The sequence below is a fragment of the Evansella cellulosilytica DSM 2522 genome, assembly GCF_000177235.2.
Classification (GTDB): domain Bacteria; phylum Bacillota; class Bacilli; order Bacillales; family Salisediminibacteriaceae; genus Evansella; species Evansella cellulosilytica.
On sequence record NC_014829.1, the window covers coordinates 1790709 to 1811828 of the forward strand.

19 protein-coding genes are annotated in these 21120 nt (G+C 37.4%); all 19 read left to right on the plus strand.

Annotated elements, in window-relative coordinates:
* The first annotated feature begins 128 nt into the window (after positions 1-128).
* The 19 genes from BCELL_RS08050 (at position 129) to dnaG (ending at position 21107) form a co-directional block, all read left to right on the plus strand.
* Positions 129-1463 (plus strand): NfeD family protein, encoded by a 1335-nt coding sequence (locus tag BCELL_RS08050; RefSeq protein WP_013488197.1) that lies wholly within the window; start codon positions 129-131, stop codon positions 1461-1463.
* Between the two features lie 24 nt (positions 1464-1487).
* Positions 1488-2474: a flotillin-like protein FloA gene (floA, locus tag BCELL_RS08055; RefSeq protein WP_013488198.1), complete on the plus strand. Its 987-nt coding sequence runs from the start codon at positions 1488-1490 to the stop codon at positions 2472-2474.
* Between the two features lie 37 nt (positions 2475-2511).
* Positions 2512-2994 (plus strand): hypothetical protein, encoded by a 483-nt coding sequence (locus BCELL_RS08060; protein ID WP_013488199.1) that lies wholly within the window; start codon positions 2512-2514, stop codon positions 2992-2994.
* Positions 2995-4117: 1123 nt separating this feature from the next.
* The gene (gene yqfC, locus BCELL_RS08065; protein ID WP_013488200.1) at positions 4118-4414 is read left to right on the plus strand and encodes a sporulation protein YqfC; all 297 of its coding nucleotides are present in this window, start codon (positions 4118-4120) and stop codon (positions 4412-4414) included.
* Between the two features lie 7 nt (positions 4415-4421).
* On the plus strand, positions 4422-5609 hold the full coding sequence (gene yqfD, locus BCELL_RS08070) for a sporulation protein YqfD (RefSeq protein WP_013488201.1): 1188 nt from the start codon (positions 4422-4424) through the stop codon (positions 5607-5609).
* 5 nt (positions 5610-5614) lie between these two features.
* Positions 5615-6589: a PhoH family protein gene (locus tag BCELL_RS08075; RefSeq protein ID WP_013488202.1), complete on the plus strand. Its 975-nt coding sequence runs from the start codon at positions 5615-5617 to the stop codon at positions 6587-6589.
* Between the two features lie 53 nt (positions 6590-6642).
* Entirely contained in the window at positions 6643-8898 is a 2256-nt protein-coding gene (locus tag BCELL_RS08080) for an HD family phosphohydrolase (protein WP_013488203.1), read from the plus strand.
* Positions 8885-9355: an rRNA maturation RNase YbeY gene (gene ybeY / locus BCELL_RS08085; RefSeq protein ID WP_013488204.1), complete on the plus strand. Its 471-nt coding sequence runs from the start codon at positions 8885-8887 to the stop codon at positions 9353-9355. Before BCELL_RS08080 ends, ybeY begins: the two co-directional genes overlap by 14 nt.
* Positions 9339-9728, plus strand: a complete 390-nt coding sequence (locus BCELL_RS08090; protein WP_013488205.1) for a diacylglycerol kinase family protein — start codon at positions 9339-9341, stop codon at positions 9726-9728. Before ybeY ends, BCELL_RS08090 begins: the two co-directional genes overlap by 17 nt.
* 13 nt (positions 9729-9741) lie before the next feature.
* Positions 9742-10161 carry a cytidine deaminase gene (gene cdd / locus BCELL_RS08095; protein ID WP_081457374.1) on the plus strand — a complete coding sequence of 140 codons (420 nt, stop codon included), beginning with the start codon at positions 9742-9744 and terminating at the stop codon, positions 10159-10161.
* Positions 10162-10165: 4 nt separating this feature from the next.
* Positions 10166-11062, plus strand: a complete 897-nt coding sequence (era, locus tag BCELL_RS08100) for a GTPase Era (protein WP_013488207.1) — start codon at positions 10166-10168, stop codon at positions 11060-11062.
* A 190-nt stretch (positions 11063-11252) separates the two neighbouring features.
* Entirely contained in the window at positions 11253-11399 is a 147-nt protein-coding gene (locus BCELL_RS22075; protein WP_013488208.1) for a YqzL family protein, read from the plus strand.
* A gap of 34 nt (positions 11400-11433) precedes the next feature.
* Entirely contained in the window at positions 11434-12183 is a 750-nt protein-coding gene (gene recO, locus BCELL_RS08105; RefSeq protein WP_013488209.1) for a DNA repair protein RecO, read from the plus strand.
* Between the two features lie 309 nt (positions 12184-12492).
* On the plus strand, positions 12493-13383 hold the full coding sequence (gene glyQ, locus BCELL_RS08110) for a glycine--tRNA ligase subunit alpha (protein WP_013488210.1): 891 nt from the start codon (positions 12493-12495) through the stop codon (positions 13381-13383).
* The gene (gene glyS, locus BCELL_RS08115; RefSeq protein WP_041808176.1) at positions 13376-15472 is read left to right on the plus strand and encodes a glycine--tRNA ligase subunit beta; all 2097 of its coding nucleotides are present in this window, start codon (positions 13376-13378) and stop codon (positions 15470-15472) included. Before glyQ ends, glyS begins: the two co-directional genes overlap by 8 nt.
* Before the next feature lie 28 nt (positions 15473-15500).
* Positions 15501-16313, plus strand: a complete 813-nt coding sequence (locus BCELL_RS08120) for a pyruvate, water dikinase regulatory protein (RefSeq protein WP_013488212.1) — start codon at positions 15501-15503, stop codon at positions 16311-16313.
* A 682-nt stretch (positions 16314-16995) separates the two neighbouring features.
* Entirely contained in the window at positions 16996-18321 is a 1326-nt protein-coding gene (gene ltrA / locus BCELL_RS08125; protein WP_013488213.1) for a group II intron reverse transcriptase/maturase, read from the plus strand.
* Between the two features lie 377 nt (positions 18322-18698).
* Positions 18699-19154 (plus strand): YaiI/YqxD family protein, encoded by a 456-nt coding sequence (locus BCELL_RS08130; protein WP_013488214.1) that lies wholly within the window; start codon positions 18699-18701, stop codon positions 19152-19154.
* Positions 19155-19292: 138 nt separating this feature from the next.
* Entirely contained in the window at positions 19293-21107 is a 1815-nt protein-coding gene (gene dnaG / locus BCELL_RS08135; protein WP_013488215.1) for a DNA primase, read from the plus strand.
* Positions 21108-21120 lie beyond the last annotated feature (13 nt).

A 21120-nucleotide genomic window follows, 5' to 3' on the forward strand; every position in this document is an offset into this window, starting at 1 on the left:
TTTAAAATATATGGCTTTATTAGTATAATAAGGAGGACAGAATAAGCTATAAACAATTTGGAACCTTTTCGTCATTATTTCGTACATAAAAAGAGGTTGTTTTTGGGAAAGGAGGATGAAGTGGCATAGTGAAACGAATTAGGTTAATATTTTTCTCATTAATGATGCTTTTTAGTATAGGTTTGTCCCTTGTCCCTATTCAAGCACAAGGAGACGGGTCAGATAAGCTCGTATACTACATTCCTGTTGAACAGGAAGTTGAAAGAGGTCTTGTCGCATTTTTACAAAGGTCTATCAACACAGCCTTAGAGGATGGAGCAGATCATATTGTATTTGAAATAAATACTCCAGGAGGTCTTGTTGCTGCTGCAAATGAGATCGCAGCCTTAATCGAAAACACTCCTACGCCAACGACTGCTTTTGTTATCGATGAGGCGATGTCAGCTGGCGCTTATATTTCATTAAAAGCGGACCAAATTGTGATGGTCCCAGGTGCTAGAATGGGTGCCGCCCAAGTAATTTCTGGGGGGGACGGTAATGCAGCTGACGATAAAGCTCATTCAGCATGGTTAGCGACTATGAAGGCTGCTGCGGAAGGAAATGACCGTGACCCTTTGTATGCATTAGCAATGGCTGATCCAAGCATTGATTTACCTGAGTATCGTGCTGGAGTAGATGATTTGTTATCATTAACAGCTAGCGAAGCGTTAGAAGTAGGCTATGCGGAAGCAATTGCATCAAATCGAGAAGAGCTTTTACAGTTTTTAGGTTTAGAGAATGCCCGTGAGCAAGAAATGGAAGTTAGCTTTGCAGAGCAAATTGCCCGATTCGTGACAAATCCTATTGTTATCTCTATTTTGTTATCGGTCGCTAGTTTAGGTCTCGTTTTAGAGTTATACTCGCCAGGCTTTGGAGTACCAGGTATTATGGGAGCTTCTGCACTATTTTTATTTTTCTTCGGTCATCATGTGGCCGGATTTGCAGGGATGGAAACGTTTATACTGTTTGCTGTAGGTGTTGTACTATTATTGATCGAAATATTCGTGCCTGGCTTTGGAATATTTGGTATCATAGGTATTGGGGCTATTATCGGAAGTATGGTGTTAGCTTCCTACTCTATGTCTGTTGTACTTACTTCCTTGTTAATAGCGGCAATTTTAACTATTATTGTGTCAATCATATTTTTCAAATATGTTGGCTATAAAGGTCCACTAAAGCGGGTAGTTTTAAAAGATTCAATTAAAACTGAGGAAGGTTATATCTCGAATGTGACCCGTAGTGAAATTGTAGGCAGGACAGGTGAGGCGTTAACAGCATTAAGACCGTCAGGGACAGCGCTTATTGAAGATGAACGATTAGATGTCGTCTCCGAAGGTGGATTTATCGCCAAAGGAAGTAAAGTAAAAGTAGTGAGTACTTCGGGTTCACGTATTGTTGTTCGTGAATCGAAAACAAATGATTAAAGAAAAAAAAGGGAGGAAATTAGAATGAACACAGGAGATATTGGCTTAATTATTATTCTAGGGGTAATAATTATCGCATTTGCTGTATTATTTACGTTTGTTCCTGTCATGCTTTGGATTTCAGCATGGGCAGCAGGAGTTAAGGTTGGAATTTTCACATTAGTAGGGATGAGATTACGTCGTGTCATTCCACATCGTGTTATTAATCCATTAATTAAAGCGGTAAAAGCTGGATTAGACATTAACACGAACAAGTTAGAGGGACATTATTTAGCTGGTGGTAACGTAGACCGCGTTGTTAATGCACTTATTGCCGCACAGCGAGCGAACATAGAATTACCATTTGAAAGAGCAGCAGCGATCGATTTAGCAGGTCGTGACGTATTAGAAGCTGTACAAATGAGTGTTAACCCGAAGGTTATTGAAACACCATTTATTGCCGGTGTAGCGATGGATGGTATTGAAGTAAAAGCAAAGGCACGTATTACTGTTCGAGCTAACATCGATCGTCTCGTTGGTGGTGCTGGTGAAGATACAGTTATCGCTCGTGTTGGTGAAGGGATAGTATCTACAATTGGTTCTTCCCAAAACCATAAAGGGGTACTAGAAAACCCAGACTTAATTTCTCAAACGGTATTATCAAAGGGTCTTGATTCAGGTACGGCTTTTGAAATTCTTTCCATTGATATTGCCGATATTGATATCGGTAAAAACATTGGTGCAGGGCTACAGACAGACCAAGCAGAGGCAGATAAGAAAATTGCTCAAGCGAAAGCAGAAGAACGTCGTGCTATGGCCGTTGCCCAAGAGCAAGAGATGAAAGCAAGAGTAGAAGAAATGCGTGCAAAGGTTGTAGAAGCGGAAGCAGAAGTTCCTTTAGCAATGGCAGAAGCGTTCCGCTCAGGAAACATGGGCGTAATGGATTACATGAATATGAAAAATGTCATGGCTGATACTGATATGAGAGATTCAATTGGTAAAGCAACTGACAATAACAAAGATAAAAAATAACACTGATGGATACGAAGATAAAAGGAGCTGATAATCGATGGGGTTAATTGAAGCGTTACTTGGAAACCCGCTCCTTCTCATTTTACTTATTGGTGCATTATTTAGCTTTTTTCAACGGCTTGGTGCTAGTAACACGGAAGAACAGCAGCAGCCTCCTAAAAGAAATACACCTCAACAAGAAATAGATTGGGAAGATATTTTTAGGCAGGAGGAATCAAAGCAAGAACCAGCAGAAAAAAGTTCAGTTAACGATGTTTATACACCAGATTCGTATTACAATTCAGAGGATGAGCTAGCGAAGGCTAATAGTGAGCTACAGGATCGATATGAAGCAACAAAGAAACGTAAACAAAGAGCGAGAGAACTGGAACAAGTCATGAAAAAGGACTCCCCGATCTTTACTGAGGATATAACAAAGCAAACTAATGTAGGAGTCAGCTTTTCTAATATGACTCGTGAGGATGCTATAAAAGGGATCATTTGGTCCGAAGTGCTAGGAAAGCCTAAATCAAAAAAATGATTATTGTAAAAAACAAGGATGATATTCATTGTCCTTGTTTTTTTTCATAAAAGATAAGAAAACTAAAATATTAGCGGTGGAAATAATGCCACGCGTAGTAGCGAGAAGAGCAGAGGGCACTGAAAAAGTGGTGTTCTTTCAGTTTTTCAGTCCCTCAAAGCAATGAGCGTAGTCGTTGCATCTTTTAAAAGACTACTATGAGTGGGTTTCTCATAGTAGTCGCGCAACGAACGAAGCCATTGCCAATACTATCTACATTTATGGGACAACTTCCTTCCGGAAAAATATGTAAAAATATTAGCGGTGGAAATAATGCCACGCGTAGTAGCGAGAAGAGCAGAGGGCACTGAAAAAGTGGTGTTCTTTCAGTTTTTCAGTCCCTCAAAGCAATGAGCGTAGTCGTTGCATCTTTTAAAAGACTACTATGAGTGGGTTTCTCATAGTAGTCGCGCAACGAACGAAGCCATTGCCAATACTATCTACATTTATGGGACAACTTCCTTCCGGAAAAATATGTAAAAATATTAGCGGTGGAAATAATGCCACGCGTAGTAGCGAGAAGAGCAGAGGGCACTGAAAAAGTGGTGTTCTTTCAGTTTTTCAGTCCCTCAAAGCAATGAGCGTAGTCGTTGCATCTTTTAAAAGACTACTATGAGTGGGTTTCTCATAGTAGTCGCGCAACGAACGAAGCCATTGCCAATACTATCTACATTTATGGGACAACTTCCTTATGGAAAAATATGTAAAAATGTTAGCGGTGGAAATAATGCCACGCGTAGTAGCGAGAAGAGCACTCACTACTACTTAAAAGACATGTGGCATCATTTCTACACCGCTTCTAAGAAAAGACTAAAACCGAGCTAAACTGAGCTCGGTTTTAGTCTTTTCTTATATAAATATATAAATACATGCAAACTGCTTTCAAGGCTACAATAGTTATTCTAATTCATCGAGTTACTTAGGATGGTTTAATCGCCTTTTTCAGTGCACTCCTATTACTCACCGATGAGTTTGTTCCGGTCTTTTAATGTTGATGACAATAATAATTACTTATTAAAATCATCATATTTCGGTGATACAAAATTGATTTCAATCATACATATGAGTGGAAAGGAGGTTCATCATGAAGCAACTACGAATGCGCATGAAACGATGGATGACTCAAAAAATGGATCTGCCAGCAGATGTCATGATGGACTTACCGAGAATTACAATGATCGGTAACTTTCATATATACATAGAAAATCATAAAGGGGTTATTCGCTTCACGAGAGAAGAATTAAGACTCCGTTTAACAGAAGGCGAACTACTCGTTGTTGGCAGTGATTTTGTTATCAAAAATATATTACCTGAGGAGATATTATTGGAGGGAGTTCTTGACGATATCCGTTTTATAAAAGAAGGGAGCAATAGTAGGTGATGATATTATGAAGAATCAATGGGTGCATAAAATTTCTGGGTATGTTCGAATAAAAATTTCTGGACCATACCCAGAACTATTTATCAATCGCTGTATTGATAACGGGATTAATATTTGGGATATCCATAGTGTGGGCAAAGAAGTACTTGTTTGTTCTGTATTATTGGACGAGACTCCAAAGCTCCGTAGAATGGCACGATTATCTGATTGTAAAATAAAATTTATCCAAAGAAAAGGGTTCCCTTTTCTTTGGGCTAAATTGTGGAAAAGAAATGGATTACTCTTTGGCGCTGCGGCATTTTTTGCATTACTATATATTTTATCTAACATGGTATGGGGAATTGAAATAGAAGGCGCCTCCGCACCAGTTGAGCACGATCTCCGTGAAGCAGTGACTGATTTAGGTATTAAACAAGGTGCTTTTCAATTTAGATTACCACCACCTGAAGAAATTCAGTCAATTGTTACGGATAAGATTACAGATGCAACTTGGATTGGTGTGACAAAAAAAGGTACAACCTATCATTTTCAAGTCGTAGAAAAACAACTGGCTGAAAAAGAACCGAAAGAAGCACCCGGGCACATAGTAGCGAAGCAAAAGGCGGTCGTCTATGATCTGTTCGTAGAAGAAGGGAAACCAGTTGTAGAAATAAATCAACTCGTAGAAAAAGGTGAGATGCTAGTATCTGGTTTGATTGGTAAAGAAGGGGAAGAAGAGCAAGTTGCAGCAAAAGGGGAAATCTTAGGTGAAATGTGGTACGAAGCTAGTGTTGAGATTCCATTATCTCGTACACTTCATGCAGTAACAGGTAATCAATATCGAACTCATCAACTTTATTTTGGAGATTTTAGTATTCCTATATGGGGATGGAATCCACCTGAATATGAGCATATTAAAGAGGAAAACTATAAGGGAGAGTGGGAGATCTTTGGTTTTCAAATGCCCATTAATTACGGATATAAAGATGTTTTAGAAGCGGAAGAAATAGAGAAAGAAAAAGCGGTAGAACAAGCAATAGAAATAGCGGTAGAAGAGGGTGGAGAGAAGGTGTTGTCTCAATTTTCGGACAGTGCACAAAAAATCGACGAAAAAGTTTTGCACCACGAGGTTGAGGATGGTAAAGTTATAGTAATCATTCACTATAGAATAGTGGATGAAATAGGCACGAAACAACCGATAATTCAAGGAGACTGAGAAGATTGACTGATAAGAAACAACATATTCTACTTTCTATACAAAATGCTAACGAAGTACAAGCTCTTTTCGGGCCAAATGATCGCCACTTAAAACGTTTAGAAGAAGCGTTTGAGACGACAATTTTAACGAGAGGAGAAGAAGTAAGCATAGAGGGTTCTGAAGAAGTTGGTCAAAAAATAGAGGGTATTTTGCTTACGCTTCTTCAGCTAATTAGAAAAGGGACACCAATTCATGAAAGAGATGTCGTGTATGCAGCGCAATTAGCTGAGAGAGATATGCTGCACGAATTACCTGATTTATTTGATGATAAAATTACAGTTAGTGCAAAAGGAAAACCTATTTTAGCAAAAACATTAGGGCAGAGACATTATGTATCTGCAATTAGAAAACATGATATTGTATTTGGAATAGGACCGGCTGGAACTGGAAAAACATATCTTGCTGTTGTGATGGCTGTTCATGCATTAAAAGAAGGCCACATTAAGCGCATCGTTCTCACTAGACCTGCTGTCGAAGCAGGAGAAAGCCTTGGTTTTTTACCTGGGGATCTTAAAGAAAAAGTTGATCCTTATTTAAGGCCATTATATGATGCACTCCATGATGTATTAGGATTTGAACAAACAGAACGATTGTTGGAAAGAGGTACAATTGAAATCGCCCCGTTGGCTTATATGAGAGGAAGAACACTAGATGACTCATTTGTCATTTTAGATGAAGCTCAAAACACAACATCAGAACAAATAAAAATGTTTCTTACTAGACTAGGGTTTGGTTCAAAGATGGTTGTTACTGGCGATTTAACACAAATCGATTTACCGAGAGGGAAAATTTCTGGACTAAATGTAGCGTTTCGCATATTAAACAATGTGGATGGTATCTCCTTTATCCACTTACAATCAACAGATGTCGTTAGGCATACGTTAGTAAAGCGAATCATTGATGCTTATGAAGTCGAAGACCGCAAGGAGCAGAAATAACATATATAAAGCGTTATACCTAATTTCTGTAATTCTTGATGAGGTGAACTTATATGGGGAAACGTAAACCAATTGATCATCAACAGTGGTGGCAAAAAATTAAAGATCACCGTTCTATTCGTTTTTCACTTTTTATATTAGTCGGTGTTATTACGTATGCTCTAACCGTGAACAATGTTATTCCGGAAACATTAGAGGTAAGTCATGGAAGTGTTGCAGAACAAGATATTCGATCTCCGATTACAATTGAAAACAAACAAGAGACAGAACGTTTGAAGCAGCAGGCATACGAATCAATTGAACCGATTTATTCTATTAAGTCGATGTATGCTCAGAATCAAGTTGAGCGTATAAATGATATTTTCTACACTATTATGCAAGTTCAAACTGAAGCGCGAGAGAGAGAAGAAGAAATCGCATCTATCGAAGCAAAAATAGAGAGTCTGGATGAAGATGAAGATGCTGAGGAGTTGGAGGATTTAGTAGCTCCTGAAGAAATCTCTATTCGTGATCAATTAGAACGTGTTAGAAATATCATTAATCAGCAGACGAGTGAAGATTTATCAGATGAAACGATTGAAACATTATTAAAAGCATCAGAAGAAGACTTAGAAATAGCACAAGAGACAACTGCGAGTGTGATACATGATGTAATGGCCGAGGAAGTACACATTGATCAGGTCGAAGAAGCAAAGAATGAAGCTGAGAGAAAAGTGCTTATTTCCACGGTAGACCCAGGCTTGTTTAGATCTATGATTGAATTGGCGAGATTCGGGATTACAGCGAATTATTTACTTGATGAAGTAGCTACAGAAGAAGCAAGGCAAACGGCAGTTGATATGATTGACCCTGTTATGATTAGGGAAGGGCAATTGTTAGTGGAAGAAGGACAAATGATTACATCAGACATTTATAATCAACTTGCATTAGTTGGTTTGTTGGATGATCATTCTAATGTATTTCCATATGTAGGACTAGCCATTATTGTTCTTATACTTATTTCTATGCTGGCGTATTACTTAAGTGATGCAAAAACTACTTTACAGAAGAATAATACGCATTTATTAATGTATGTTATCATCTACACAATTACGTTAATCATACTAAAGCTTGTAAGTTTAGCCAATATTATTGACGTAGTAGGACTAACCTATATAGCACCTGTTGCAATGGGGTCTATGCTTATTACTATTTTACTGCATTCTCGGGTTGCTTTATTTACAGCGATGATTCTGGCGATTATTTCTAGTGTTATGTTTAATGAGCAATCCGCTGGTGTACTAGATTATACTCACGGAATATACGTGTTTTTTAGTGCGGTAGCTGGAGTCTTCTTTTTAAGTAAATCTCATCGAACGATGAGAATATTACAAGCTGGTTTTTTTGTAGGATTATTAAATGTATTAGTTATAATAGCATTTCTACTGTTGAAAAATGCACATTACGGTTGGATTGAAGTTAGTCTCAGTCTTGGCTTTGCAGTGTTGTCTGGTTTTATAGCAGCAGTATTGACGTTAGGGTTTCTCCCTTTTCTTGAAGCAGGTTTTGGAGTGTTATCTACAACAAAATTAATTGAACTATCCAACCCAAATCATCCTTTATTAAGGAAAATATTACTCGAGGCGCCAGGAACGTATCATCATAGTGTGATAGTGGCAAATTTAGCAGAGGCTGCCTGTGAATCAGTAGGTGAAAATGGTCTTTTAGCAAGAGTTGGTGCTTATTACCATGACTTAGGGAAAACGAAGCGGCCACATTTTTTCATTGAGAATCAAATGAAGATTGACAATCCGCACGATAAAATATCACCGCAGCTAAGTAAAACTATTATTATTGCTCATCCATATGACGGAGCTGAATTGTTAAAGGAACATCGTATGCCTAAAGAGATTATTGGAATAGCTGAGCAACATCATGGTACAACTTTACTAAAATATTTTTATCATAAAGCTAATCAAGAAGCCGATAAGGAAATTCCAGAAGAAGAATTCCGTTATCCAGGGCCAAAAGCACAAACACGAGTGGCAGCAATTGTAGGGATTGCAGACTGTGTGGAAGCAGCTGTGAGATCAATGAACAAGCCAACACCAGCAAAAATAGAAGCACTTGTAAAAAAGATCATTACCGATCGCTTAGAGGATGGCCAATTTGATGAGTGTGATATCACTTTAAAAGAATTAAATAGTATTGCGCGCTCTATGTGTGAAACACTACAAGGTACTTTCCATACAAGGATTGAATATCCGAATGAGGAAGAGGAGCAGGAAGTGAAAAAGGAAGAAGGTGAAGGAAAGCATGGTGGAAAGTAAGCAAGTTGTTCTAATAGATGAAACCAAAACGATACAAGACGATTTATTATTGTTAGTCGGCAATGTCGTTGATACTGCAATGAGCTATGAAGGAGTAAGTAAAGATGCAGAAGTATCCATCACATTTGTTGAAGATGATAAAATACAGGAACTTAATCGTGAATATAGAGATAAAGATCAACCAACAGATGTTTTATCGTTTGCTTTAAATGAAGGTGATCAACAGCCTATCACAGGTGAAGGCTTACCTGAGCTATTAGGAGACATCATTATTTCGGTTCCACGGGCCAAGCAGCAGGCTGAAGAATACGGTCACGGATTTAATAGAGAGCTCTGTTTCTTAGCGGTACACGGATTTTTACATCTTCTTGGATATGATCATAACACCGAGGAGGAAGAACGTGAGATGTTTAAAAAACAAGAGGAAATACTAGAAAAATATGGGCTCAAAAAATAATCCATTTGTATCGTGGAACCGAGTAAAAAAAAGTTTTATATATGCATCGACAGGAATGGCTCATACTTGGAGAAATGAACAAAATTTTAGAATTCACACATTAATAGCAGTGTTAGTTTTTATATTTGCACAAGTGTTACAAGTGCCTCTAATCGAACAAGCACTGTTAGTCATTGTTATTGGTGGCGTGCTAGCGTTGGAATTAATAAACACCGCTTTAGAACACAGCGTCGATTTAATTGTTCAATCATATGATACTAGGGCGAAAATAATAAAGGATGCAGCAGCAGGAGCAGTCTTTGTTTTTTCGATAACAGCAGTTATCGTTGGAGCAATTATTTTTATTCCTAAAATAATTGCTTTATTTACGTAAGACAAAAAAATTAATTTTTGAAAAGGAGATTGTGATGCAAGTAGATGCATTAATCATGGAAGCAAAAAAGGCTAGAGAAAGAGCTTATGCCCCTTACTCAAAATTTAAAGTTGGGGCAGCTTTACTATCTGATAATGATAAGGTTTTCCATGGCTGTAACATAGAAAATGCAGCTTATAGTATGTGTAATTGTGCAGAAAGAACGGCTATTTTTAAGGCGGTATCTGAAGGCGTTCGTCATTTTAAAGCACTTGCTGTAGTTGCGGATACTGAAGGTCCTGTTTCGCCATGTGGAGCATGTAGACAAGTGATTTCTGAATTACTTTCAAAAGATGTTAAAATAATTTTAACAAATTTAAACGGAGATATAGCAGAGTGGACCGTAAAAGACTTGTTGCCAGGTGCTTTTGCCCCACAAGACTTAGAAGGGTGAAAATATGCAAAAAAAATCAGGTTTTGTTGCATTAATTGGTAGACCAAACGTAGGTAAATCAACATTATTAAACGAAGTATTAGGTCAAAAAATAGCGATCATGAGCGATAAGGCACAAACAACTCGAAATAGAATTCAAGGAGTATATACAGAAGATAGAGGACAAGTAATCTTTATCGATACCCCTGGCATTCATAAACCAAAGCATAGACTTGGTGACTTCATGATGAAAATCGCTCAAACAACTTTAAAAGAAGTTGATGCGATTCTTTTTTTAGTGGACGCAAAAGAGGGGCGCGGTAAAGGCGATGAGTTTATTATGGAAAAGCTAAAGCATGTAACTACTCCCATTTTTCTTATAGTAAATAAAATTGATGAAGTGCATCCTGACGAGCTTTTTCTCCTTATCGATGATTATCGTAAAAGATTCGAATTTACCGAAGTGATTCCGATATCAGCACTGTACGGAAATAATGTTGAAACATTGCTAGATCAAGTGTTTAAGTATTTAGATGAAGGACCACAATATTATTCTGAAGACATAGTGACTGATCATCCAGAGCGGTTTTTAATGGCTGAAATGATTCGAGAAAAGGTGTTGCATTTAACTCACGAGGAAGTACCACATTCCATTGCCGTTGAAATAGAACAAATAAAGCGTCGAGAAAATGAAACAGTGTATGTAGGTGCTGTAATTGTAGTAGAAAGAAGCTCCCAAAAGGGAATTGTTATTGGTAAACAAGGGAAATTGCTGAAGGAAATCGGCCAAAAGGCTCGGGAAGATATTCAAAAATTATTAGGTTCTAAAGTGTTTTTAGAGCTATGGGTGCGGATAGAAAAGGATTGGAGAAACAAGCCGAAATATTTGAAAGAATACGGCTATAGAGAGGATGAGTATTAATTTAGACTTTTGCACATTTTATGCTGATTCTACAAAATTCCCATTGTTTTTTTGTAGAAAAAGGTCTATGATAGCGGTAAATAGGGATTGGAAGGCAATTGTCAATATTTCCTTAACATGAAAATGGGCTTAAGAGGTCATGCTAATTATATGGAGGCAAATAGTTCTTTTTGAAAGGTGGAGTTTACTCATGATGGACTTAACTTGGAAGGTCTTCTCCATGTCAGGCAATATCGATTCATACTTATTGTATAAGGAATTTGAACGAGATAGCTTTAATTTGGATGAAAGCAATGAGGAGTTAGTGTCAGAAGAAGTAAATCCTCCAACCCATTAGACCTCTAATCCCGCCAAATTTGGTGGTGATATAAGTGCTTCAAAAAGTTGAAGGGTTAGTTATTCGAACGAACGATTATGGTGAAACAAATAAGATTGTAACGATATTTACTAGAGAAAATGGAAAAATCGCATTAATGGCACGAGGTGCAAAACGGCCCAAAAGCCGCTTTGCCTCAAGTGCCCAAATATTTGTATACGGTATTTTTATTTACCAAAGCTCCACTGGTATAGGAACATTAAGTCAATCAGATGTGATTGATTCTTTTCGTGATGTAAGAAGTGATTTAAAGTTAACGGCTCACGGAGCGTATATCGTCGAGTTAATCGATAGACTTACTGAAGATCGTGAGCGAAATCCTTTTCTATTTGAGCTACTTTATCAAACATTTCAATTTTTAAATGAAGGATTAGACCCGGAAATTCTTACTAGAATTTTTGAAACAAAAATGCTGCATGTTGCTGGTGTAACCCCTGTGTTAACACAATGCACGAGCTGTGGAAGTGAATCTGAATTCTATGTTTTTTCAATGAAACAAGCTGGTCTTTTATGTGGACGTTGTCAATATGAGGATCCAAACCATATTAAAGTAAATATAGCTGTTATTAAACTATTAAGACTATTTCAACAGTTAGATATTCAGCGTCTAGGCAAAGTCAATGTGAAGCAGGAAACAAAAAAACAGTTAAAGGAAATATTGTCCTATTATTATGATGAGTTTGTCGGTATTCATTTGAAGTCAAAACGTTTTCTAGACCAAGTAGATCGCTTGTACCCTAATTAAGTTGACATAGTAAATTTTTTTAAGTAAGATTTGATTAATTACATATTTGTGTTTTGAAAGAAAGGAGTACTTACTCCCTCTGTATAAAAATAATTGCAGCGAACCTAGGATAGTGGAAGCTAGGGATACGGATAGTAAGGAAGGCGTTCTGGAGCACAAGTGTTAGAAAGTGGCTTTATTTATGATGGATTGAATAAAGCAAATAGGGTGGAACCGCGGGTAACTCTCGTCCCTATGTCTCAAAATGACATAGAGATGAGAGTTTTTTTGTTTTTTGTATAACAAACACAAACATTGGAGGGTAAAAAGATGAATGTACAAGAAATGATCTTGACACTGCAAAAGTTTTGGGCAGAGCAGGATTGCTTAATTTTACAAGCGTATGATGTAGAAAAAGGAGCAGGGACTATGAACCCAATGACTTTTTTACGAAGTATTGGACCTGAACCTTGGAATGTAGCCTATGTTGAACCGTCACGTCGACCAGCAGATGGGAGGTATGGGGAAAATCCTAATAGGTTATATCAACACCATCAGTTTCAAGTCATTATGAAACCATCACCTGATAATATACAAGAGCTTTATTTAAATAGTTTAAGGGAACTAGGGATTGACCCACTAGAACATGACATTCGCTTTGTTGAGGATAATTGGGAGCACCCTGCTTTAGCGGCAGCAGGGCTTGGATGGGAAGTATGGCTAGATGGGATGGAGATCACGCAGTTTACGTATTTCCAGCAAGTGGGCGGTTTAGAGTCTAAACCTGTATCAGTTGAAATCACATATGGAATTGAAAGGTTAGCCTCATATATTCAAGAGAAAGAAAATGTATTTGATTTAGAGTGGGTAAATGGTTTTACTTATGGAGACGTTTTTTTACAAAATGAGTATGAGCAATCAAAGTACGCCTTTGAGACTGCAGACAGTAATATGTTATTCTCCTTATTTTCAACATATGAAAGCGAAGCTATAAGAACATTAGAGGATCATTTAGTTTTACCTGCCTATGATTATGTTCTGAAATGTTCTCATGTGTTTAACCTTTTAGATGCCCAAGGAGCAATTTCTGTTACAGAGAGAACAGGGTATATTGGTAGAATACGAAACTTAGCGAGAAAGTGCGCTAAGCAATACTATGATGCAAGAGAGAAATTAGGCTTTCCAATGCTAAAAAAGGAAGGTGATGATGTCAATGAGTAAACAAACTTTTTTATTTGAGATTGGATTAGAAGAAATGCCAGCGCGGTTTGTGACTACGGCAATGAATCAATTAGCAGAAAAGGTTGAAAAGTGGTTGTTAGATAACCGACTAAATTATGAAGCGGTTCAACGTTATTCTACACCACGTAGGTTAGCAATTAAGATAAATGGCCTTGATGATAGACAAGCCGATATTGAAGAAGAAGCAAAGGGGCCATCTAAAAAGATCGCACAAGATGCTGATGGAAACTGGACGAAAGCAGCTGAAGGTTTTGCCAGAGGACAAGGCGTATCAGTTAGTGATTTATTTTTTAAAGAAATTAAAGGCGAAGAATATGTCTTTGTAAACAAATTTATGAAAGGAACTGCGACTAATGAGCTATTGCAAGACTTAAAAGAAGTAGCTATTAGCTTACAGTTCCCAAAAAATATGCGCTGGGGTTCACTTCAATTTCGATATGTAAGGCCAATCAAATGGCTTGTAGCTCTATACGGAAGTGAAGTAATTCCATTTGAAATTGCTCATGTTCCATCGAGTAATGTAACATATGGTCATCGTTTTTTAGGGGAAGAAATAACACTTAGTGAAGCAAATGAATATGAAAATCTGCTATTAAGTCAATATGTAATCGCAGATCCTGAGCAAAGAAAAGAAGCGATTCGCTCACAAGTAAAATATATTGGAGAACAAGAAGGCTATGTCATACCAGTGGATGAAGACCTTCTTGAGGAAATTAATAATCTTGTAGAATACCCGACATCTTTAATTGGGAATTTTGATGAAAGATTTCTCATGGTGCCAAGTGATGTGTTAATCACTTCTATGCGTGAGCATCAACGTTACTTTCCTGTGAAAGACAGTAATGGGAATTTATTGCCTCATTTCATCACTGTTCGTAATGGTGATCACCGTCACCTGGAAAATGTCCAAAAAGGAAATGAAAAGGTATTAAGAGCAAGACTTGCAGATGCTGAGTTTTTCTATGAAGAGGATTTAAAGCAGCCTTTGGATGCAAATTTAGAACGACTAGAATCGATCGTTTATCATGAAGAGTTAGGATCAATCGGGGACAAAGTTCGCCGTATTCAAGGGTTAGCTACTACTTTCGCGGAATGGAACGGTTTAAATGAAGAAGAACTAAAAACAGTGTTAAGAGTTGCACAACTCAGTAAAGCTGATTTAGTGACACATATGGTAGGCGAATTCCCAGAATTAGAAGGGCGTATGGGAGAAGAATATGCACGAAAATCAGGAGAAGATGAAAAAGTAGCTCAAGGAATATATGAGCATTACTTACCGAAACAAGCTGGCGACCAGTTACCGAAGACGTCTGTGGGAGCACTCGTTAGTGTTGCCGACAAAGTGGATACAATCGTAACTAGTTTTTCGATTGGTCTCATACCAACAGGGTCACAAGATCCTCATGGACTTAGAAGGCAAACTGCTGGTGTCATTCAAATATTTTTAGCTAATAAATGGAAAATAAATGTATTAGATGTTTTTAAAGAAGCACTCCAATTAGCAGAAAAGCACGGACTACTTAAGCGTGATAAAGAGACTGTCTTAGAAGAGTTAGTCGAGTTTATCAAACTTCGTGTTAAAAATATTCTTCAAGACAAGGGTATAAGGTATGATATTGTTGATGCAGTTATGAACACAGATATTGGTGAGATTACAACGCTAGTCGATAAAGCTAATGTCTTACAAAGTAAAATTAATGAAACTTCTTTTAAGAAACTAGTAGAAGCGTTTAGCAGAGTGACGAACATTGCTAAAAAAGCAAAAGATAATCAGCATATGGACGTGAATGACTCCTTATTTACAGAAAAAGCTGAGAAAGACTTATTCAAAATGAATGCTGCTGTGAGCAAACAAATGAATGATTTACTTAAATCGGGAAATGTTGAAGCTGCTTTCGATGAGCTAAAGCAATTAGAGCCATACATTCATGATTATTTTGATCACGTAATGGTAATGACCGATGACACAGCTTTAAAAACAAATAGATTAAACCAAATGAATGAAGCGGCCAAGCTTATTACACAATTTGCAGAATTTCAATCTATCGTCTTTCATTCCGAAGAATAAATATAGACCTTACGAAGGAGACAGTTTTATGAAAAAACAGATGATAGTGTATGTTCTATCAGATTCGGTTGGAGAAACGGCTGAACTCGTTGTTAAAGCTGCTGCTAGTCAGTTTAATGGTTCATCTGCTATTGATATACGTCGTATTCCTTATGTAGAGGATAGAGGTACAATTGATGATGTTATTGTACAAGCAAAAGAAAATAAGGGGATTATAGCATATACACTAGTAGTCCCAGAAATAAGGGAGTACTTAGAAGAAAAAATAAAAAAAGCGCAAATCTCATCGTATGACATATTGAGCCCGATGGTTAATCTCCTTCAAACGAGGTTCGATAGTGTGCCTAGGAATGAACCGGGCTTAATGCATACGTTGGATGAAGATTATTTTCGGAAAGTAGAAGCAATAGAATTTGCGGTTAAATATGATGATGGACGAGATCCTAGAGGAGTTCTAAGAGCTGATGTAGTATTAGTTGGCGTGTCAAGAACTTCAAAAACGCCTCTTTCGCAATACTTGGCACATAAACGATTAAAAGTGGCAAATATACCTTTAGTTCCAGAAGTAAAGCCGCCAGATGAATTATTTAATATCCCAAGTAAAAAGGTAATAGGTTTAACCATTAGTCCAGAAAAACTAAACAGTATCCGAACAGAACGTCTTAAGGCGTTAGGATTAAAAGAGCAAGCCAATTATGCTAATGTGAATAGAATTCAAGAAGAATTAGTATACTCAAATGAAGTAATGAACAGAATTGGCTGTAAAGTCATTGATGTTTCGAACAAAGCAGTGGAAGAAACTGCAAACATGATTTATCACATGATACAAAAAAATCAATAATGCGAAACGGAGTGAGAAATACCTCACTTCGTTTTTTGTGCGCTTGGCAGCGCATCGAACTAATGGGTGGAAGTCCCTAACACGCCGAAGTGGCGGAAGTGTATAGCTGACAGGTAGTGCATGTCCGCGAGGAAATGTGTGGAGGACCTGAAGGCGAATCTCGGAACAGACGACTAACCACCATGTTGGCTGACAGAATCGGATAACCTTGCGAAAGATGGGGAAGTCCAGTGCCACAAGAGGGTTCTGTAAGTTATGAGGACTGGGTTCGAGGGAAAGTTTGATGACGTGACCCAAGGAGATCTCATCATCTCCGCTATGCAGTGGTAACTCTCAAACAAGTCCGTGAGGGGCGAGTTGGGATTATGGGTGGTGAGAAGTCAGAGCAGGGGATATTAGTGAATAAGCTCGTCGGAAAAGTCGTAATGGCGAGTGACTTAGCATGGCGTTGCTAAGGCGAGCCCTTACCCAAAAGGAAGGGACTTGATGCGAAGCCCGTCTGTCCATGGAAGAAAAGCAATTCAATTTAGAAAGCCGTCATGTGCCAAGCAGAAGCCAGTGAGGTGGAGCCTAAGAACTGGGGTCGAATAGTAAGTAGACCGTTTGGGACGGAGTACTTTAGGTAAAACTCGGAAAATGCCGTGTGCTAGTCATCCGAGAGAGCCAAGGGAAGGATACGAACATGAGCGAGAGATTAAATCAGAAGAGTTTTCGTGATGGAGTAAAGTCTACACAAAAGAGAAAATGGTATAGCTTAATGGATAAGGTATGGGCTATGTCCAACATGGAGGAAGCATTCAAAGAGGTAAAACGAAATCGAGGGTCTGCAGGAGTAGATGGAGTTTCTATCCGTACTTTTGAACACGGGGTGGAGGACAATGTACAAGTTCTTCAACGTGAATTAAAAGAAAAGGCCTATAGACCGAGACCCGTGAAGCGTGTATTTATTCCAAAAACGGATGGGACGAAAAGACCTTTAGGAATTCCTACTGTGAGAGACCGTGTTGTTCAAGCGGCTGTACGTCGCATTATAGAGCCAATTTTCGAAGACAAATTTTTGGATTGTAGTTTCGGATTCAGACCGAATAAAAGTGCACATATGGCATTAGAGAAAATCCGAAAGGATTTAATGGATGGGTATGTGTACGTAATTGACGCTGATCTAAAAGCCTACTTTGATACAATCCCACAGGATAAACTCATTCAAGCTGTAAGGGAAGAAGTAGTAGACGGTAGTGTTATTCGGTTGATTCAGAGTTTTTTACAAGCAGGGGTTATGGATGGAGGAAGCTTCCACCTTACTGAAAAAGGAACACCTCAAGGTGGGGTTATTAGTCCATTACTTGCAAATATCTATTTACACCCACTCGATGAACTGATGACAAAACGGGGGCATCGAATCACAAGGTACGCTGATGACTTTGTTATATGTTGTAAATCACAAAAAGGGGCTGAAAGAGTCCTTAAATCAGTAACTCGCTTCTTAAACGAGGAACTAGGTTTAACGGTTCACCCTGAAAAGACTAAGGTTGTTAATAACCTAGAAGAACCATTTCTATTTTTGGGTCACGAATTCAAGGGTGGTTATTATGTTTCTGCATCTCCTAAAGCTTTAAAGAAATTTAAAGAAAAGGTTAAGGAGATCACTAGGCGAAACCAAACCGTAAACATCGAGACATTGATTAAAGAAAAACTTAATCCATACCTAAGAGGTTGGGGTAACTACTTTGGTCACTTTTATGGGAAGACTATATTCACTATATTTGATGGATGGATACGTAGAAGATTAAGATCAGTTCAATTAAGAAGTTGGAGAAATATTAGGAAATTGCACAGGGAACTGAGGAAAAGAAAATGGAAAGGAGATCTCCCTAGATTGCGTATGAATAGATGGAGAAGCTCTTTGTCTACCCCAGTACATACTGCTTTACCTAAAGAATGGTTCGTAGAAATCGGTCTTGTCTCACTTGTAAAACTTTACAATGATCATCATCCCCAACGGGGATAATCATGGAGGAGCCGTATGCGATGACCCGCACGTACGGATCTGTGAGAGGCGCATGAATAATTTCATGCGCCTACTCTATTTTATTAATTATAAAAAAAATTGTCCTTTGTTACATTTATGAGCATATATTTTCAAAGGATAGACAAAAAGAGAACAAGTATGATGAAAAAAATAAATTCCTAGCATAAAAATCAAAGGTAGTTTATAATGAAATATTGTGAATTCATATTATTTTTTTGTAAAAATGGGCATAAACAATAAAAGAACAAATAAATTGTAAATGTCAAGACTTTTTCTCGTTTTTTTGGTAAAGATAGTAAATGGGAAATGTATAGGCAGAAAGAAGGATTCTTGTAAAGGATGTAGAATACAGACATATGCAAAATAAAAATGTTAAAATATTTGTCGATGGTGATGCTTGTCCTGTTTTGGAAGAAATCCTCTCTATAGCACATAAAAATGAACTATCTGTTATATTCATTTCTTCCTATGCACATGCAACAAACAAAAGTTTCCCTTATTTTGTTGAGTGTATTTATGTTGATCAAGATAGGGAAGCAGCTGATTTAAAAATAGCAAACAGTGTAATGAAGGGTGATATTGCAATCACAGATGACCTCGGATTAACTAGTTTATTATTAGCAAAGGGGGTTCTTGTCTTAACCTCTAGAGGGAAGTTAATTACAAATCGAGAGATAGAATACTTAATGGACTTTAGGTATCAATCAGCTAAAAGGCGTCGTTCTGGTGAAAAAACTAAAGGGCCAAAAAAGCTATTAGAACAAGATAAATGCTATTTTAAAGAACAATTACAAAAAATCTTGTCATTTTAGCAGGAATTTTGACGGAGAGGGCGAAATTATATACGCCATCACCTTTTTAATAAAAATAGGAAATAGGAAAGGTGTATAACAATTTTCAACTAAGAAATACATACCTTTTACTTTTCTTATTTGAAAGAAGGTTGGTGAATGACATTGAGTCTTCGTGTATCTGAAGACATAATTGAAGAGATTAGAAAGTCCATCGACATTGTAGATATCATTAGTGAATATGTTCAATTGAAAAAACAAGGTAAAAATTTTATTGGACTCTGTCCATTTCATGGAGAGAAGACCCCATCGTTCTCTGTATCACCTGATAAACAGTTATATCATTGTTTTGGCTGTGGCGCTGGTGGAAATGTATTTTCTTTTATTATGGAAACGGAAGGGCTGCCGTTTTTAGAATCAGTAAAAAAAATAGCGGACCGTATGAATATGGCAATACCAGAGTTGGAACATGTAACTGATGAAGCTACAAGCAAAGAAGATAGTATAACAAAAATTTGGCATAATGCGCATGCTTTATCTGCCAAACTGTTTCATCACGTACTAACTTCAACGGATGAAGGAAAAGAAGCTAGAGACTATCTTAGAAATAGAGGTTTTACTAAGGAAGTTATTGATACATTTCAAATAGGTTATGCTCCGAATTCTTGGGATTTCTTAGCAAGCTTCCTCGAGAAAAGGAAGTTTCCGATGGATGAAATGGTCAAATGTGGGATACTATCTGTCAGAGAATTTGATCAAAAACCATATGACAGATTTCGCGATCGTATTATATTCCCAATATGGAATAACAAAGGAGATATGATAGCTTTTGGAGGAAGGATTCTTTCTGAAGGAAATCCGAAGTATTTAAATAGCCCCGAGTCTTCCATATTTAATAAAAGTGAGACTTTGTATTATTTTCATAAAGCTCGACCTTCGATTAGGAAGAAAAATGAAGCTATCTTATTTGAAGGATATGTTGATGTCATTTCTGCTTGGAAAGCTGGCGTGGATAATGGTGTCGCTTCACTAGGGACAGCTTTATCAACGACGCAAGCAAAAATGCTAAGAAGATTAACAGACCACGTTATCCTTTGCTATGACTCTGATAATGCTGGACAAAATGCAACAATGAAGAATGCAGCAATATTATCAGAGGCAGGTTTACAAGTGAGGGTGGCCATACTTCCCGATGGAATGGACCCTGATGATTATATACAAAAAATGGGTGTTGATCGTTTTAATAAAGATGTCATTGGTCAAAGCTTAACATTAATGGGTTTTAAATTTCAATATTATCGTCGTGGTAAAAATTTGAAAGATGATGGGGAAAGAATGACCTATATTCATCAAATGATTGAGGAAGTGTCAAAGCTCTCTCATGCTGTGGAAAGAGATCATTATTTAAGAAGGTTGTCTGAGGAATTTTCTCTTTCACTTGAAGCATTAAAGCAACAACAAATTCAAGTTTATAAGCAAAGTAAAGGTAAAAATGAAGAACGAAAAGTTGTTCATTCAAATTTTTCAAAGCAACAAAAAAGGCTTTTACTCGCTTATGAAAACGCAGAAAGAATATTAATTGCACATATGTTAAAAAACAACAGTGTCGCCAATCAAGTACAAAGAAAGGTTGGCGGGGCATTTAATATAGATGAGTATCAAGCAATTGCAGCTCACCTTTTTAGCTATTATGCTGATGGGTTCGAGCCAAATCCATCTTCCTTCATAGAATACTTAGAAGATGATAAATTAAAAAGAATAACGTCTGAGCTTGCAATGATGACGATTACGGAAGAAATGTCTGAGCAAGAATTGGCCGATTATATTAAACAAATCAAAAATTATCCGAAAAGATTAGAAGTAGAAAAATTAAAAGTTGAAAGGAAAAAGCTTGAAGAAGCAGAAGAATATGTAGAAGCAGCAAAAATTGCGATGGAAATTATTAAGATAGAGCAAGACATAAAAAACGGATAAATAGGACGATGCG